The 14,982-nt window shown below is 63.8% G+C and carries 14 protein-coding genes; 6 read left to right on the forward strand and 8 right to left on the reverse strand.

The features are described from left to right. The first annotated feature begins 551 nt into the window (after window positions 1-551). The 3 genes from LDH74_RS06045 to LDH74_RS06055 all read left to right on the forward strand — a co-directional run bounded on the left by LDH74_RS06045 (window position 552) and on the right by LDH74_RS06055 (window position 4,088). Window positions 552-1,781: an orc1/cdc6 family replication initiation protein gene (locus LDH74_RS06045; protein ID WP_226041625.1), complete on the forward strand. Its 1,230-nt coding sequence runs from the start codon at window positions 552-554 to the stop codon at window positions 1,779-1,781. 85 nt (window positions 1,782-1,866) lie between these two features. Then, window positions 1,867-3,060, forward strand: a complete 1,194-nt coding sequence (gene folP, locus LDH74_RS06050) for a dihydropteroate synthase (protein WP_226041626.1) — start codon at window positions 1,867-1,869, stop codon at window positions 3,058-3,060. Window positions 3,061-3,380: 320 nt separating this feature from the next. After that, window positions 3,381-4,088 carry a 6-hydroxymethylpterin diphosphokinase MptE-like protein gene (locus LDH74_RS06055; RefSeq protein ID WP_226041627.1) on the forward strand — a complete coding sequence of 236 codons (708 nt, stop codon included), beginning with the start codon at window positions 3,381-3,383 and terminating at the stop codon, window positions 4,086-4,088. 41 nt (window positions 4,089-4,129) lie between these two features. On the opposite strand, the gene LDH74_RS06060 is transcribed toward LDH74_RS06055, so the two are convergent. Then, window positions 4,130-4,318, reverse strand: coding sequence for a hypothetical protein (locus LDH74_RS06060; RefSeq protein WP_226041628.1), 189 nt, complete (start codon window positions 4,316-4,318; stop codon window positions 4,130-4,132). A 279-nt stretch (window positions 4,319-4,597) separates the two neighbouring features. On the opposite strand from LDH74_RS06060, the gene LDH74_RS06065 reads away from it, so the two are divergent. The 3 genes from LDH74_RS06065 (at window position 4,598) to LDH74_RS06075 (ending at window position 7,091) form a co-directional block, all read left to right on the forward strand. Further along, window positions 4,598-5,038, forward strand: a complete 441-nt coding sequence (locus tag LDH74_RS06065) for a hypothetical protein (protein ID WP_226041629.1) — start codon at window positions 4,598-4,600, stop codon at window positions 5,036-5,038. A 209-nt stretch (window positions 5,039-5,247) separates the two neighbouring features. Beyond that, window positions 5,248-6,657 (forward strand): deoxyribodipyrimidine photo-lyase, encoded by a 1,410-nt coding sequence (locus LDH74_RS06070; protein ID WP_226041630.1) that lies wholly within the window; start codon window positions 5,248-5,250, stop codon window positions 6,655-6,657. Window positions 6,658-6,782: 125 nt separating this feature from the next. Beyond that, a complete protein-coding gene (locus LDH74_RS06075; RefSeq protein ID WP_226041631.1) occupies window positions 6,783-7,091 on the forward strand; it encodes a HalOD1 output domain-containing protein in 309 nt (102 codons plus the stop codon). Between the two features lie 12 nt (window positions 7,092-7,103). Here LDH74_RS06075 and LDH74_RS06080 read toward each other — a convergent pair whose 3' ends face one another. The 7 genes from LDH74_RS06080 to LDH74_RS06110 all read right to left on the reverse strand — a co-directional run bounded on the left by LDH74_RS06080 (window position 7,104) and on the right by LDH74_RS06110 (window position 14,756). After that, window positions 7,104-8,072: a sugar phosphate isomerase/epimerase gene (locus LDH74_RS06080; protein WP_226041632.1), complete on the reverse strand. Its 969-nt coding sequence runs from the start codon at window positions 8,070-8,072 to the stop codon at window positions 7,104-7,106. A gap of 115 nt (window positions 8,073-8,187) precedes the next feature. Further along, window positions 8,188-8,433 (reverse strand): hypothetical protein, encoded by a 246-nt coding sequence (locus tag LDH74_RS06085; RefSeq protein ID WP_226041633.1) that lies wholly within the window; start codon window positions 8,431-8,433, stop codon window positions 8,188-8,190. A gap of 150 nt (window positions 8,434-8,583) precedes the next feature. Next, on the reverse strand, window positions 8,584-9,669 hold the full coding sequence (locus LDH74_RS06090; protein WP_226041634.1) for a Gfo/Idh/MocA family oxidoreductase: 1,086 nt from the start codon (window positions 9,667-9,669) through the stop codon (window positions 8,584-8,586). A 259-nt stretch (window positions 9,670-9,928) separates the two neighbouring features. Continuing rightward, window positions 9,929-11,116, reverse strand: coding sequence for an ABC transporter ATP-binding protein (locus LDH74_RS06095; protein WP_226041635.1), 1,188 nt, complete (start codon window positions 11,114-11,116; stop codon window positions 9,929-9,931). A gap of 4 nt (window positions 11,117-11,120) precedes the next feature. Further along, window positions 11,121-12,203 carry a carbohydrate ABC transporter permease gene (locus LDH74_RS06100; RefSeq protein ID WP_226041636.1) on the reverse strand — a complete coding sequence of 361 codons (1,083 nt, stop codon included), beginning with the start codon at window positions 12,201-12,203 and terminating at the stop codon, window positions 11,121-11,123. Next, a complete protein-coding gene (locus LDH74_RS06105; RefSeq protein WP_226041637.1) occupies window positions 12,203-13,300 on the reverse strand; it encodes a sugar ABC transporter permease in 1,098 nt (365 codons plus the stop codon). Before LDH74_RS06105 ends, LDH74_RS06100 begins: the two co-directional genes overlap by 1 nt. Continuing rightward, window positions 13,290-14,756: an extracellular solute-binding protein gene (locus LDH74_RS06110; RefSeq protein WP_226041638.1), complete on the reverse strand. Its 1,467-nt coding sequence runs from the start codon at window positions 14,754-14,756 to the stop codon at window positions 13,290-13,292. The genes LDH74_RS06105 and LDH74_RS06110 overlap by 11 nt, the downstream gene beginning before the upstream one ends. Between the last annotated feature and the right edge of the window lie 226 nt (window positions 14,757-14,982).

Here is a 14,982-nt window from a genome sequence, read left to right on the forward strand (position 1 = left end):
AGTGGATATCGATCGTTCAGTGGAGAGAGTGAGAGAGGGACACACCCCCCTCGCGTTTGTAAGGCGATATACGTGTGGGGGTCTTTTGTTGGAACACACCAGTGCCGCGGATGTAAAATTGATCCGTATGGATCCAACAGTGTAGAGATCCGGATATAATTCTCGATCACCCCTCCGTTATTGCCGTTACAAACGCGAGGGGGGTGTGGGCCCCGCGCAGTGACCGACGAATCGCTCGTTCGGTCCCTCGAGCCCTCGTTCGCCGTATTCATGTGAATCCTGTCCTCGTTCGTCGAACGGGATCTCACCACCGAAACCGGGTACAGCGCGGTCGTTGGCCGGTCGAGCACGCGAGCTTTACATCCGCGACGGGGGTGTCCGTGGGTGGTGACGGGCAGCGTCGGCGGTTAGAAGCGCGAGGCAGGCGTTCAGGGCAAATTCCGGTTATGCGGCCGCGAGGTTCCACTCGAGTCGCTCTGTCGGGGTATTTACATCCGCGATCGATCCCCACACCTTTATTTCAATCCAGTTGGAAGGGGCGCGGTACCGCAATGTCCGCCAACGACGATCGAGACCCGCTCTTTCGGTACGACGATCCGGTCTTCGCCGACGAGCGCCTGCTCGAGATCACGCACCTCCCAGGCCCCGATCGGATCGTCGGTCGCGACGAGCAGATGCAACGGGTTGCGGACGCCCTGAATCCGGCAGTCTTCGGGAGCGAACCCAATCACCTGTTCATCTTCGGCAAGACCGGCACCGGGAAATCGCTCATCTCGCGATCGGTCACCCAGCGCGTGATCACCGAGGCCCAGCACGACGACATCACCGTCAAGTACGCATTCATCGACTGCGGCGAGCAGAACACGGAGGCGTCGATCGTCAAGACGATCGCCCAGCTCGTCAACGACCCCGAGGCGAGCGGGGTCAGCGTCCCCGACCGGGGGTTAGGCACAGGCGACTACTACAAGCGCCTCTGGCAGGCCATCGACCACTGCACCGACGTCACCATCGTCATCCTCGACGAGATCGACATGCTCGAGGACGACGAGGTCCTCCGGAAACTCTCTCGAGCCGGCGAAAACAGGCGTATCTCGGACTCGAGCATCGGTATCATCGGCATCTCGAACAAGATCGATTTCCCCGACCACCTCTCCGAACGCGTCAAGTCGAGCCTCTCGCGGGACGAACTGGTCTTCTCGCCGTACGACGCGAACCAGCTCGTCGAGATCCTCGAGAAGCGCCGCGACGCCTTTCACGACGGCGTGCTTTCCGACGACGTCATTCCGCTCACCGCCGCGCTCGCCGCTCAGGAACACGGGGATGCCCGCAAGGCGATCGACATCCTCCGGAACGCGGGCCGGATCGCGAAGAAGCGAAGCGATACCCGAGTGACCGCGGATCACGTCCGCGACGCCAAGGAGAAGACCGAGGCCGACCGGTTCAACGAACTGATCGAGGGCTCTCCACAGCAGGCCAAAGCGATCCTCTACTCGCTGACGCTGCTGACGGAGAACAGTTCGGAAAAGGAGTTCCCGACGAAGATCATCTACAACCAGTACAAGGAGATCGCCCGCCGACTCGATTTCGACGTCCTCTCCGAGCGCCGCGTCCAGGAGATCCTGCAGGAACAGAACTTCCTCAACGTGATCCAGTCCGAGCGCGAGGGACGCGGACGCGGCCGCGGCGCACACGCGAAACACCGCCTGCTCGAGAACCCCTCGATCGTCAAGAAGGTGCTCCTGCGGGACTCGCGGCTTGCCGTCCTCGAAGACGAAGAGTAAACCACGCTCACTCCCGCTTACTGCTCGCTGCGCTCCGACTCGGCGGAACCGCGATACCTTTTTGTCTCGCTTTCACAGTCCGGGTATGAACAGCGTCGACGCCGCCGGTCTGGGGATCGGAGACGACTACCCGCCCCGGATCATGGGCGTACTGAACGTCAGCGAGGAGTCTCCCTACGATCCGAGCGTCTTCGACGATCCCGGCGAGGCGGCTCGCTACGTCGACGAGGAGCTGATCGGCGAAGGGGCCGATATCGTTGACATCGGCCTCGAGTCCGCGAACAAACGCTTCGACGTGCTCTCGGCCGACGAAGAACTCGAGCGGCTCCACGTCGCGCTCGACACGATCGAGAGCGTCTCCGGGGACGCGATCTTCTCGATCGAGACGCGCTACGCCGAGGTCGCCGACGAGGCCCTCTCGCAGGGGTTCGACATGGTCAACGACATCTGCGGTTTCGCCGATCCCGAGATGCCGCGCGTCTGCGAGGAGCACGACGTCGCCGTCGCGAAGATGGCGAGTCCGCCGAATCTCGAGCGGCCGGGGGCGGTCGAGGAAACCGACTGGGCCGTTCGGAAGTCGCCCGACTGGGCGGAAACAGCCGACTACGTCGATCAAGTCTACGAGGCGTTGAAACAGAACGGGCTGACCGACAAGACGATCGTCGACCCCGCGTTCGGCGGGTGGAGCGAGGCCCAGACGCTCGAGGACGACCGCGAGACGTTCCGCCGGCTTCGGGAGTTCCGCGCACTCGGGCGACCGATGCTGGTCTCGATCAATCGGAAGAACTTCCTCGGCGAGATCGCGGATCGGGAGACCGAGGAGCGACTCCCGGTCAGCCTCGCGGCGACATCGATGGCCGTCGAGCGCGGCGCACACGTGATCAGGACCCACGACGTGGCCGAAACGCGGGACGCGGCCCTGATCGGGAAGGCCTTCACCGAGCGCGCGAGCGTTACCGCGGACGGACTCACGATCTCGCAACTGGACGTCCACTCCACCCGGGAGTTTCGAACGCAGCTCCGGGAACGCGGCATCGATCCCGCGATTGCCGGCGATTGGCAGCCCCACCTCCTCGAGATCGACGGCCTCGCGCCCGACGCGAGCGACCGGCTCACGACGGTCGCACTCGAGCACGGCGCGGGCATCCGACGGGTGACCGACGGGAAATGGTTACTCGTTGGATCGACAGGGACTATTTCCGATGTTGCCACCGATTTAACTGCCAAAAACGGTCGTCTCAGCGATTTCGGACGGGAGTTGTCAAGGGTGCTGCGTTAAGAGAAAGCTTATGCCGGATGCTTCGAAAAGGGGGATTGGACGCCGGGCGGCCTCCCGGGTAGGGGTACTTTGGAGGCGACCCCCGGCCCACAACACGGAATTATTGTGGTCTTACGCCGACCAGTGACAACCCTCGATTGGGATGTTGCGACCGTCTCATGGCACAGTGACGATGCCATCGCCCACGCGAGGTGACCGACGTGCCGGCCCATAGCCCACTCGGTAATCGGTACACATGTTTATCCGATAGCCCACACCGGATGACCGGAAACGCGGGATCGAGACCGAACACACAAACCGATAGCGCGACGAGACCGAGCATGGAGTTCGACGAGTGGGAGCCCGTCTACGAGGCGATCTGCGCCGATTTCGGCTACGACCGTGCCGGTGACGAACGAGGACGCGATCTCCTCGCGTCGGTTCTTGAGGAATCGTTCGACCTCGCCGGCCTTTCGTTCGTCAGCGGAGTGACTGCCGCTATCGCGGGTGCCGGCCCGTCGCTCGAGACCGATCGGCACCTCGAGCGAGCGCGCGAGGCCGACGTCATCCTCGCCGCATCGACGGCCGTCGACACGCTCGCGAGCCACGGCATCGACGTTGACTGCATGGTGACCGATCTCGACAAGAATCCCGACACCGTCGAACGACTCACAGCTCAGGGCGTTCCGGTCGCGGTCCACGGCCACGGTGATAACCTCGCGGCGATTCGCGATGTCGTTCCCGAGTGCGACGGTGCGTACGTCCTCCCGACAACGCAGGCTGCACCCTGCGGATCGGTCCGAAACGTCGGCGGCTTCACCGACGGCGACCGCGCGGCGTTTCTCGCCGACCACGTCGGCGCCGCGCGCCTCGAGTTCGTCGGCTGGGATTTCGACGATCCCGCGGTCGACCCCGCGAAGGCTCACAAACTCGAGTGGGCCGAACGCCTCCTTTACTGGCTCGAGTCGCGCCGCGGCGAGCGGTTCACGGTGCTCGACGGTCGACGAGATGCGATCGATACGGATGGGATTCCCGTCGGCTCGCAGTGACTCTCCAGTGCTCCCGATCGCTCGCCTCTCGTGGGCGGTCCTTACCGAATCCGATATTCGACGATGTCGCTTCCGCCGCAGGACGGACACGTCGACACCGACTCGAGCGTCGTGCCACAGCGCCGGCACTCCTCGATGACCGTCTGATCGTCGCTTCGACGCAAGGCCGACTCGAGCGCGTTCCGAATCGTCGACTGTGCGGTACCGTTCGATTGTTCCTGACCCCTCATGGCCGTTCAGTTGCGAATAACACAATTCGTTATTCTCTTCGTACTGTGAACGACACGTGAGCCGATATATTGTCGATGTCCGACTCTCGTGGTAATCGGTCCCTATACTCTCGCTCGGCGCTCGTGGTCCATCGGTGCTCGCCGGCCGATTCGTCCCGAACCGGATCGTCGGTCGTCCGTTCGACCTGTTTCCTGCCCACGGTCGACCGATTAGCGATCCGCGATCTGATCGAGTCACTGGTAATAACAGTTAAGATGAACAGGTGACCACGATACGATGTGGATCAACGACTCATCGTCACGACGCCGTTTCTCATCTACCTCGTGCTCTGTGGGTTGTTCGGGATTGGGCTGTCGACGGTCGACGCCCCGCTCACGCAGGGGCAACCGGCGTTTATCGCCATCGTCGGACTGCTCGGGCCGCTGGGTGCGATCGGCCTGATCTGGGCGCGTAACTACGCGTACGGCGCGCCGGTGCTGGTCTCGACGCTGCTCACGAACGCGTGGTTCGTCGTGTACTTCTTCTTCATTCACGACAACCCCGCGAACGTCTTCGCCGTCTCCGGCGACGGGTCGACCGCGTACCTGACTGCAACACTCGGGATGATCGCCGGCTCGCTACTTACCGCGGGCGTCGGCTGCTGGCTGTGGTACCACGAGAGCCCGGGCTTTCGCTCGGCGATCGATCGACTTCTCGCTCCCACCGATACGAAGAACTAATCGAGAACTGCAACGGTCCAGCGTGCAGTCGTATTTCCGCAGTCTCGCTGGTATCCGCGATCGTCGTTCCACGGTTTAGCTGGTACCCGCGATCGTCGAGACTCCATCCTCCCGTCCGAGACGCGGTTCGATGCGCCGCTCGAGTCGCACTGGCGTTCGCGGGGTGCCAGCACCCCGGTATTTTCGCCCTTCGAGTCCGTACTCCGACCGTGATCGTTCACTGGCACCGGCGGGACCTTCGGACGATCGACAACCGCGGGCTCGCACGCGCCGCGTCGATCGACGATCCAATCGTCCCGCTGTTCGTCCTCGATCCGACCGTTCTCGAGCACGCGTCGCCGGTGAGGATCGCGTGCCTGCTCGAGGCGCTCCGCGACCTGCGGTCTCGGTATCGTGAGCACGGGAGCGATCTGATCGTCGAGCGCGGGGAGGCGAGCGGGGTCGTTCCCAACGTCGCCGCCGATTCCGGCGCGTCGAGCGTCGTCTGGAACGAGGACTACAGTGGCCTCGCGCGGGAGCGCGACCGAGCGGTCCGGGCGGCCCTCGCAGACGACGGCGTCGCCTGCGAGTCGGTCCACGATTCGATCCACCACGAACCGGGGTCGATCACGCCGAACCAGGGCGAGCACTACTCGGTCTTTTCGTACTTCTGGACGAAGTGGCGCGATCGCGAGAAGCGGGCACCTGCGGACGAGCCTGCTGGGACCGATTTCGCGACCGTTTCCGGCGAGACGATTCCGTCGCTCGCGGAGCTCGGGTTCGACGAACCCGCGGCGACGCCGCCCACCGTAACGAGGACGGTCGCTCGAGAGCGCGTTGACGACTTCTGTTCGGGGCCGATTTACCGCTACGCCGAGGAGCGCGACTATCCGGCCACTGACGGGACGTCGCGACTCTCTCCCCACTGCAAGTGGGGAACGATCGGGCCGCGGGAACTGTACGCGGCCACGGAGCGGGCCGCCGAGCGAGCCGAGACGACCGACGACCGCGAGAGCGTCCGCGAGTTCCAGCGCCAACTCGTGTGGCGCGAGTTCTACGCGCACGTCCTCGCGTTCAATCCCGAGACAGTCGTCGAGAACTTCAGCGGCTACGCGAACGAGATCGAGTGGCGCAACGACCCCGACGAACTCGAGGCGTGGAAGGCCGGCGAGACGGGGTTTCCGATCGTCGACGCCGGGATGCGTCAGCTCCGCGCGGAGGGGTGGATGCACAACCGTGTGCGGATGCTCGTCGCTTCCTTTCTGACGAAGGACTTGCTGACGGACTGGCGGGCGGGTTACGACTGGTTCCGGCAGCAGCTCGCCGATCACGACACCGCGAACGACGTCGGCGGCTGGCAGTGGGCCGGGTCGACCGGTACCGACGCGCAGCCGTACTTCCGCGTGTTCAACCCGATGAAGCAGGGGCGCGAGTACGATCCCGACGGCGAGTACGTCCGCGAGTACGTTTCCGAACTCGGCGAGGCGACCGCCGACGAGATTCACGGCTGGCACGACCTCGAGCGAGTCGAGCGGGAGCGAATCGCGCCGGCGTATCCGGCACCGATCGTCGAACACGCCGATCGACGGGAGCGGGCGATCGAACTGTTCGAGCGAGCGCGAGGTGAGGGGAACGACTGACGGCGGAATCGCCGGTCGCTTCGTCCGAGAGGCCGTAATCACTCCGTCACGCGGATATAACTGCTACGTATCAATTGTATATATTTGCCATCATCCTTATCAGCGGGACTAGCAAAGTGACAGGTATGTCCTATCTGGACAATACGTCGACGCCTGACGGGACGGTTCCGCCGACCCAGGCTATCATCGAGGCCATCGCAGCGCGCGAAGGTGTCGACGTCACCGACGTCGAGCCGCCGGCGTACGACCCGCTGTTTACGGTCGTCAATCCGGAAGCGCTCGACGAACTGTTTACTACCACCGCCGGTACCGCCAGCAGCGTGGTAGTCCGATTCGAGTACGAGGGCTACGAAATCATCGTTCGCGACGGTAGCGACATCGAAATTCGGGATCCCTCGTCCGACGACTCCGTCAATAGTCCGATCGAAGAGTAGCCCCGTTTCGGTTCACTCGGCCCAGTGGGCTTCTCCGGGTTGGGTCTCGAAGATCGCCCGCTCGAGCAGGTCGACCGCCTTCTCGAGGCCCTCCCGGGAGCTTGTCAGCGAGTCCTCGTGTTCGATACTCAGGGCGCCGTCGTAGCCGACCATGCGAAGCGTCGAAACGATGTCCTTCCAGTGGGCTTCGCCGTGGCCGTAGCCGACCGACCGGAAAAGCCAGGATCGATTCGGCTCGTCGGTGTACGGCGTCGTATCCAGTACGCCCTTTTCGCGGGCCTGAGCGTCGTAAATTCTGGTGTCCTTGGCGTGGACGTGGTGGATCGCCTCGCGCTCGCCCAGATATCGGATCGCGTCGGTGATCGTGATCCCCTGCCAGTAGAGGTGCGAGGGATCGAAGTTCGCGCCGATCCGCTCGCCCGTCTCTTCGCGCAGTCGCGCCATCCCGTGGGGCTCGTAGATCAGCATGTTCGGATGCATCTCGATCGCCACGTCGACCCCGTGATCGTCGGCGTACTCGGCGATCTCGCCCCAGTACTCGATCGCCCGCTTCCACTGGTACTCGAGGGCCTCGGCGTGTTGGGGCGGCCAGGGTGCGGTGATCCAGTTCGGGGTCTCGTCGTTCGGGCTCCCCGCCGGGAGCCCCGAGAAACAGGTGACGGTTCCGACCTCGAGCTGGCCGGCTAACCGGATCGCTTCTCGGAGTTCCGTATCGGCCGTCTCGGCTCGCTCGTCGTCCGGATGCAGCGGGTTGTTGTGGGTTGCGAGCGCGCTGATCCGCATTTCGTACTCCTCGAGGAGGTCGTCGAGTTCGGCTTGCTTGGTCTCGTCGTCGAGATACTCGGCCCGCGTAATATGGTCCTGGCCGGGATGGCCGCCGACGCCCGGCTCGATCGTTTCGACGCCGATCCCGTCGAGGTAGGGGAGCGCGCTCTCGAGCGGTTCGTCGGCCAGCGGGGGGGTATGAACGCCGATCTCCATGGGAGGGGAGACCACTGCCGGCGCAATAAAACGACGGCCGGCGAGAATCGGTCGTCGCAGTGCTTCGTCCGGGTATCGGCCGATCGACGTACTCGAGTGGGTCAGCCTTCGAGGGTCAGCCTCTGATCGTCAGAATCCCGTCGTTGAGGATCACATCGCTCGCTCCCGCCGGCACGTCGAACTCGAACTGTTTCCCGCCGACGGTGACGATCGCCGTGTCGTCGACGACGTCGACCGACGGGTTCTCGCCGGTCGGACCGAAATCCACGGCGATGACGCTCTCGTCGCCGTACTCGCGGTTACCGATCGTGATTTCGTCCCCGTCGCCGGCGACGTCCTTCAGTTCGGGAGGCGTTTCCATGTTCGACCGTTGGTGGCTTCGCGCCGTAAACGTCGTGCACGAAATCGCCCCGTCGGTGCGGCGACCCGTTCGCGTTTCGGTTCGGTGCTGTCACCACAGCTGTCGGCTCATACCGGTCGATCTCGGTGGCGAACGGCGGTCCAAACGCAGCTATTCGCCTGAATCGGTCACTTCGTCGATCGTGTATGTCCGTTCCTCCTCGCTCGAGCGGTAGATGCCGTCGATGACACGCTGCACTTCGAGGGCCTCCGCGACGCTGTTGTCTGGGCTTCCCTCGCCGACGATCCGATCGAAAAACGCCCGCTGTTCGTCTGTGTGGGTGTCGTTCTGTCGCGTCTCGATCGTCGTATCCTCGAGGTGGTCGGGACCGACGTTACTCGCCGAGTAGATGGAGAGATCGCCCTCGAGGAGGTCGAACCGTGCACCGGCCTCGGTTCCGCGCGCGACGAACTCGTGGGTGGCTGGACGGTTGGTCGCCCAGGCGACCTCGAGCGAGATCGTCCGATTTCCCGCACAGCGGATGAACGCGCTGGCGGAGTCGTCGACGTCAAAACCGTCGGGTCCCGCATCGTCGGCCCACATGTCGAGATAGGCGTACTCGTCGCGGGAGCCGAACTCGCTCCGTGCGACGCCGCTCACTTCAGTCACCTCGGGGTAGCCAAGCAGGTAGAGGGCGAGATCGATGGCATGGACGCCGAGATCGATGAGTGCGCCGCCCCCGGCGATCTGTCGCCGGGTGAACCAGGATCCCCGCCCCGGAATACCGCGCCGCCGGACGTAGTTCGCTTCGACGTGGGAAATATCGCCGAGCTCGCCATGATCGATGCGGTTTTTCACGATCCGGACGGTGTTGGCGAACCGGTTGTTAAATCCGACCATCGCGCACCCCTTCGACGCGGCGGCGGCGTCCGCGATCCGTTCTGCGCTTTCGATCGAGTGGCCCAGCGGTTTCTCGAGCAGGACGTGCAGATCCCGCTCGAGGGCGTCGACCGCGTACTCCTCGTGGTACTTGTTCGGCGTCGTGATGATAACGGCGTCGACGGTGTCGTACAATTCGCGGTGATCGTCGTAGACGTCGACGTCGTACCGTCTGGCAAAGCGCGTTCGCGCTTCGGCGGCGATGTCCATTCCGCCGGCCAGCGTGACGCCGAGTTCCACGAGTCGCTCGGCGTGGTACTGGCCGATGTTTCCCAACCCGACGATGCCAGTTTCGATATCTGTTCGGTTCGATGTCATTTCCCTGTGATCCTGGAACTGCCTTCGTTCGTCTCGCACCAGTCTGATACACCCTGTGACGCTATATCGAATGTCCTCGCTCGAGCGACTTCGGTCCGTTGCCAAACGAGGGGACCAAAGCGAACCGAGTACTCGGGGAGGGGCCGACCGGGACCGAGTCGCAAGGGGGAGCCGACCCAAGTACGGGTCCGTCTTGATTCGGCGGGAAACCGACAGCGATCGTCCCGGTCCCCCGTCTCAGTCATCGATGAACGGGGGACTAGCTGTCCGCTTCCCTCCGGGTCGTGCCGGGTTCGCGATCGGGAAGGTCCGTCAGGCCGTGAAGCAGCGCCTCTCCGGAGGCGGTATCGAAGAGGTGAATATTCGATCGATCCAGCACGACGTCGACGTCCTGACCCGCTTCGATATCCGTGTCGGGGGTGACGCTCATCAACAGTTGATTCGGTGACGTCGCGGCATCTTTGTCCATCGATCCCGCCTCGGCCTCGGCGAGTAACAGGTAAACGAAGACCTCGTCTCCCATCGGCTCGAGGACGTCGGTCCGGGCGTCGATCGGTGCCGTCGGCGCGGCGAGCGAGTCGGCGTATCGGGTCAGATGGACGTCCTCCGGCCTGACCCCCAGCGTGACGGCGTCGCCGACCGTCACGTCCGGAATCAGCGTCGGATCGAGATCGACGGTGAAGTTGTTCGTCTCGAGGCCGTTTTCGACGAGTTCGCCCTCGACGAAGTTCATCGACGGCGAGCCGATGAAGCCCGCGACGAACAGGTTCGTCGGTTCGTTATAACAGACGAGCGGCGGCGCGATCTGCTGGAGTTTGCCGTCGTTCAGGACGGCGATCCGGTTGGACATCGTCATCGCCTCGGCCTGGTCGTGGGTGACGTAGATGACCGTCGCGTCGAGTTCCCGGTGAAGGCGCTGGAGCTCGGTCCGCATGTGGACCCGCAGCTTCGCGTCGAGGTTCGCCAGCGGCTCGTCCATCAGGAACACGTCCGGGTTGCGAACGATCGCGCGGGCGATGCCGACCCGCTGTTGCTGGCCGCCGGACATATCGGCCGGCATCCGATCGAGCATCCCCTCGAGCTGGACGATGTCGGCGGCCTGCTCGACGCGACGTCGGACCTCCTCGTCGTCGTACTTCCGGAGCCGGAGTCCGAAGGAGATGTTCTCGTAGACGTCCATGTGAGGGAACAGCGCGATGTTCTGGAAGACCATCGCGACGCCCCGGTCTTTCGGGGCGAGGTTGGTGACCTCGTCGTCGCCGATGTACACCCGTCCCTCCGAGGGCGTCGTCAGCCCCGCGACGGTCTCCATGGTCGTCGACTTCCCGCAGCCCGAGGGGCCGACGAACGTGACGAACTCGCCGTCTTCGACCTCGAGGCTGACGTCGTCGACCGCCGTTTCCTCTCCGTACCGTTTCGTGATGTTCTCGAGTCGTACTCGTGCCATTGTGTTACTCTTTGAGTGCGCCGGCAGTCAGTCCGCTGACGATCTTTTCCTGTGCGATGACCACGAGGATCGCGACGGGGATGACCCCGAGGATGCTCGCCGCGGCCATGAGGTTGTACAACACCTGGTACTGTCCCTGATAGGCGAGGATGCCGTCGAGAATCGGCGCCCAGTTTTCGGGCTGGCCGTCCGTCATCAGGAACGAGAAGAAGAACTCGTTGTAGACGGCAATGAACGTCAGCACGCCGGCGGTCGCGACGCCGGGTGCCGACAGCGGGATGATGACGCGGAACAGCGCGCCCAGCCGAGTCGTTCCCTCGACGCGGGCCGCGTCCTCGAGCCCGTCGGGAATCTGCGAGTAGAACGTCGTGAGGATGAATATCGCCAGCGGCATGAAGATCGCCGACAGCGGCGTCACCAGCGCGAAGGGCGTGTTGTAGAGCGTCCCGTTGCCCGTGATGGGCTCGAGGAAGAAAAACGAGGTGTTAAAGAGGTCGTTCAGCGGGATGAAGAAGGCCGCTGGCGGGAAAAAGGAGATGACCAGCACGAGCAACATGAGCGGCGTCCGGCCGGGGAACTCGAGGCGGCCGAAGGCGTAGCCCGCGAGGCTGGCGATGACGAGGACGACGACCGTTGAGGCCAGTGCGATCACGAAGCTGTTGAACATGTAGACGTGGAAGGGGACGACCTCGAAGACCTCGATGAACGCGTCGGGATTGAAGCCGTTGGGAGTGAAGACGATGTCCTGGAGCTGTCCTTCGGGTGTGAGCGCGACCATGAGCAGCCAGTAGAATGGAAACAGGGTCGTAAAGAGGAAGAAGATCGCCGCGACGTAGAACATCGCGCGGTACACTCGCTCGGGGTGGGAGATGGAGTCGGAGACCCACTGCTGGAGCGGGCCGCGATCGAGTTCCGCCTCGCGGGCGTCCTCGAGGACGTTCGTGCCGCCGTCGGGGCGGCCCGCGGAACGGTCCGTCGGCTCGCCGCCGTCGGGCCGGCGGAGGGTTGGATCTCGTGGTCGATCGTCCCCGCCGTCGCCGATACCTCCGCTATCGTTCGGCTCAGTGGAATCTGATGGATCAGTCATTAGTACATCCCTCCTTCGGTGTCGCGGAAGAGCAGTACGTAGCCGCCGATAATCAGGCCGATCACCAGCGCCGTCGCGAACGCCACGGCGGCGGCCGTCGCGTAGATGCGCGTCCCGCCGAACATCGCCTCGACGACGAGACAGCTTAGCGACGGCACGGTGGTACAGCCGGCCGTCGATTCGATCAGCCCGAAGACTCGCATCGCGTCCATCGTTCGGAACAGCATCGCGACCAACAGCGCCGGCATTATCAGCGGGAGCGTGATCAGTTTGAACCGCTGCCACGGCGAGGCTCCTGCCACGCGCGCGACATCGTACAGACTGCGATCGACGCTCTGGAGTCCCGCGAGGATCAGCAAGGCCATGAACGCCGACGACTTCCAGATGTCGGCCACGAGGATGATGATGAACGCGTCCCGGCTGTTCGCCAGCGGCGTCGCGCTGAAGATGCCGAGACTCTGCATGAGGTCGGAACCGAACCCGACCGTCGGCTGGAACAGCAGGAAGAAGATCATCCCCTGAATGACGATCGGCACCGCCCACGGGAGGATGATCGCCACGCGGACCCAGCGTCGGCCCCTGAAGTCCTGATCGAGCACGTAGGCCTGGCCGAATCCGACCACCGTCTCGATGACGACGCTGATGACCGCGAACGCGAGCGTGACGAACAGCGCCTGCTGGAAGAACGGGGTGCCGAGTTCGACGAAGGGGAACGACGATGTCAGCCCGACGTCGAGGAACTGTCGAGCTAGCCGCGCGTTCCCGGTGAGAATGTCGACGTAGTTTTCGATGCCGACGAAGGCGCCCAGCGGTTCCAACCCCCGCGTCTGGTTGGCCCGGAGCGAAATGACGAACGTCCGGATCAGCGGGTAGAACGCGATCAGCGTCAGCAGCGCGAACGCGGGCAGCAACAGCAGGTACGCATACGCCGCTTCGCTCAGGTTCTCCATCCAGTTCATGACGGCGTTGCCGGTCCGCTCCCGATCCTGGCTCCGTCCGGATTCGCCGCCGGTTAGCGTCCCGCCGTCGGTCAGCGGTTCGCTGGCGGGTGCCGTGCCGTCGTCGGGACGCTGCTCGTCGTTGGAATCAGTTCCCATTCGTTTGCACCTCCGCTTCGCTCTGCTCGAGTTCCTCCGCGAGATCGTTCATTGCGGCTTCGGGCGCCTGTGCGCCGCGATATGCCCCGTTGACTGCCTGATAAATTAGCGCCGACTGCTCCGGCCAGAGGTCCGTTGCAGGTCGCGGGATCGCGTTATCGCTGGCCGACTGGACTACGTCGGCGTACCGCGCGACGGGGCCGACATCGTTCGGATCGGCTTCCGCGACCAGATCGAGATTCGGCGGGAGGAACCCACCCAGCTCGAAGACGGTGAGCATTACCTCTCTGTTAGCGAACGCCTCGAGGACCTGTAGCGCCTCCTCCTCCCGGTTCGAAAACGGACTCACGGCGAGATTCCAGCCGCCCAGCGCCGCGGCGGTGCCGCCGACGTCCGCGTACTGGGCTTCCTCCCGGGAGACCGCGTACGGTCTCGTCATGACGCCGAGGTTCTCGCCGAAGGCCTCCTCGGTCCCGGTCTCCGCGATCGCGTACGACCAGTTGCGGTTCGAGACGGCCTCACCGCCCGAGAACGGGGCAAGCGACTGCTGTTCCGTCCACTGGACGATCGCCGCCGGACAGATCTGGGGATACCGTTCGAGGGTGTTTTCCTCCTCTCCCTCGATGAACGATCGCATCATCCGGATCGCGTCGATGACCCGCTGATCGTCGACGGTGATCGGTCGGTCGCCCGCGGTAAACAGGTTCTCCACGCCGCCGTAGTACGCGCCGCCCCATGTCGTCATCACCTCGTTGAACGTACAACACGACAGCCCCTCGTAGGCGGCCGCCTGCGTCGTGAGTCCGTAGTTGAGGTCGGCCTGGTCCCTCGCGTCGCGGACTGCGTTCGCGAACTCCTCCCAGCGGGGCGGATCGGTCCCCCAGCCGCTCGTGTCGTAGCCGGCGTCCTCGATGAGGTCCTCGCGATAGAGGGTAAACCCCAGATCAGGAAACAGCGGCAGGGCGTGTAGATCGCCGTTTTGCGGATGGCGCGCCGTCTCGAGGATCGCCTCGAGATAGGTGTCGTTAACGTAGCCGAGGACGTCTTCCGGGAAGCGTTCGGTCAGGTTGACCGTCTGCTCGCGAAGGATAAACGGGACCGTCCAGCCGCTGTCCATCATGTGGATGTCGGGGGGAGCCCGTCCCGCCTCGAGCGCCGACTGGGTCGTCTGCATTCGCGATGCGGAGTCGCTGACGACGGTCTGGATCTCGACGCGGATGTCCTCGTCGAGACCGGCGTCCCACAGCGCTTTCTGGATAGACGGGTCGTCCCCATCGCTGTGCATGATCCCCGCAACGTCCTGAGCGGCGGTCATCACCACCTGTCCCGGGCTGCGACCCCGACCAAGGCAGCCGGTGACGGCGACCGCTCCTGCTGTCGACGCCGATGCTGCCTTCAGGAACGACCGCCGCCTGAAGCGAGTGCGATCGCGTCGGTCGGTGGATTCGCGTCCCATGCGGAGCAACGGACCACGTTCACCACCTTAATTGTTAGCTATAAATATGGTAATAAAATGTGAGTGTTCGAATCGCGTTTCAGTTATGGTCACCCAATGGCGAACGCTGTGAGGATTGCCATCGACACGGTTGCAAAGCGGTTCGGAAGGGTGTCTCTAATCACCTGTTGCGCGCCAGTGGTCGGCAACTGCCGGCCGCCGGATTACGAGAGTTTCCCCTCTCCTC

It is taken from the genome of Natrinema sp. DC36 (genome assembly GCF_020405225.1).
Classification (GTDB): Archaea; Halobacteriota; Halobacteria; order Halobacteriales; family Natrialbaceae; genus Natrinema.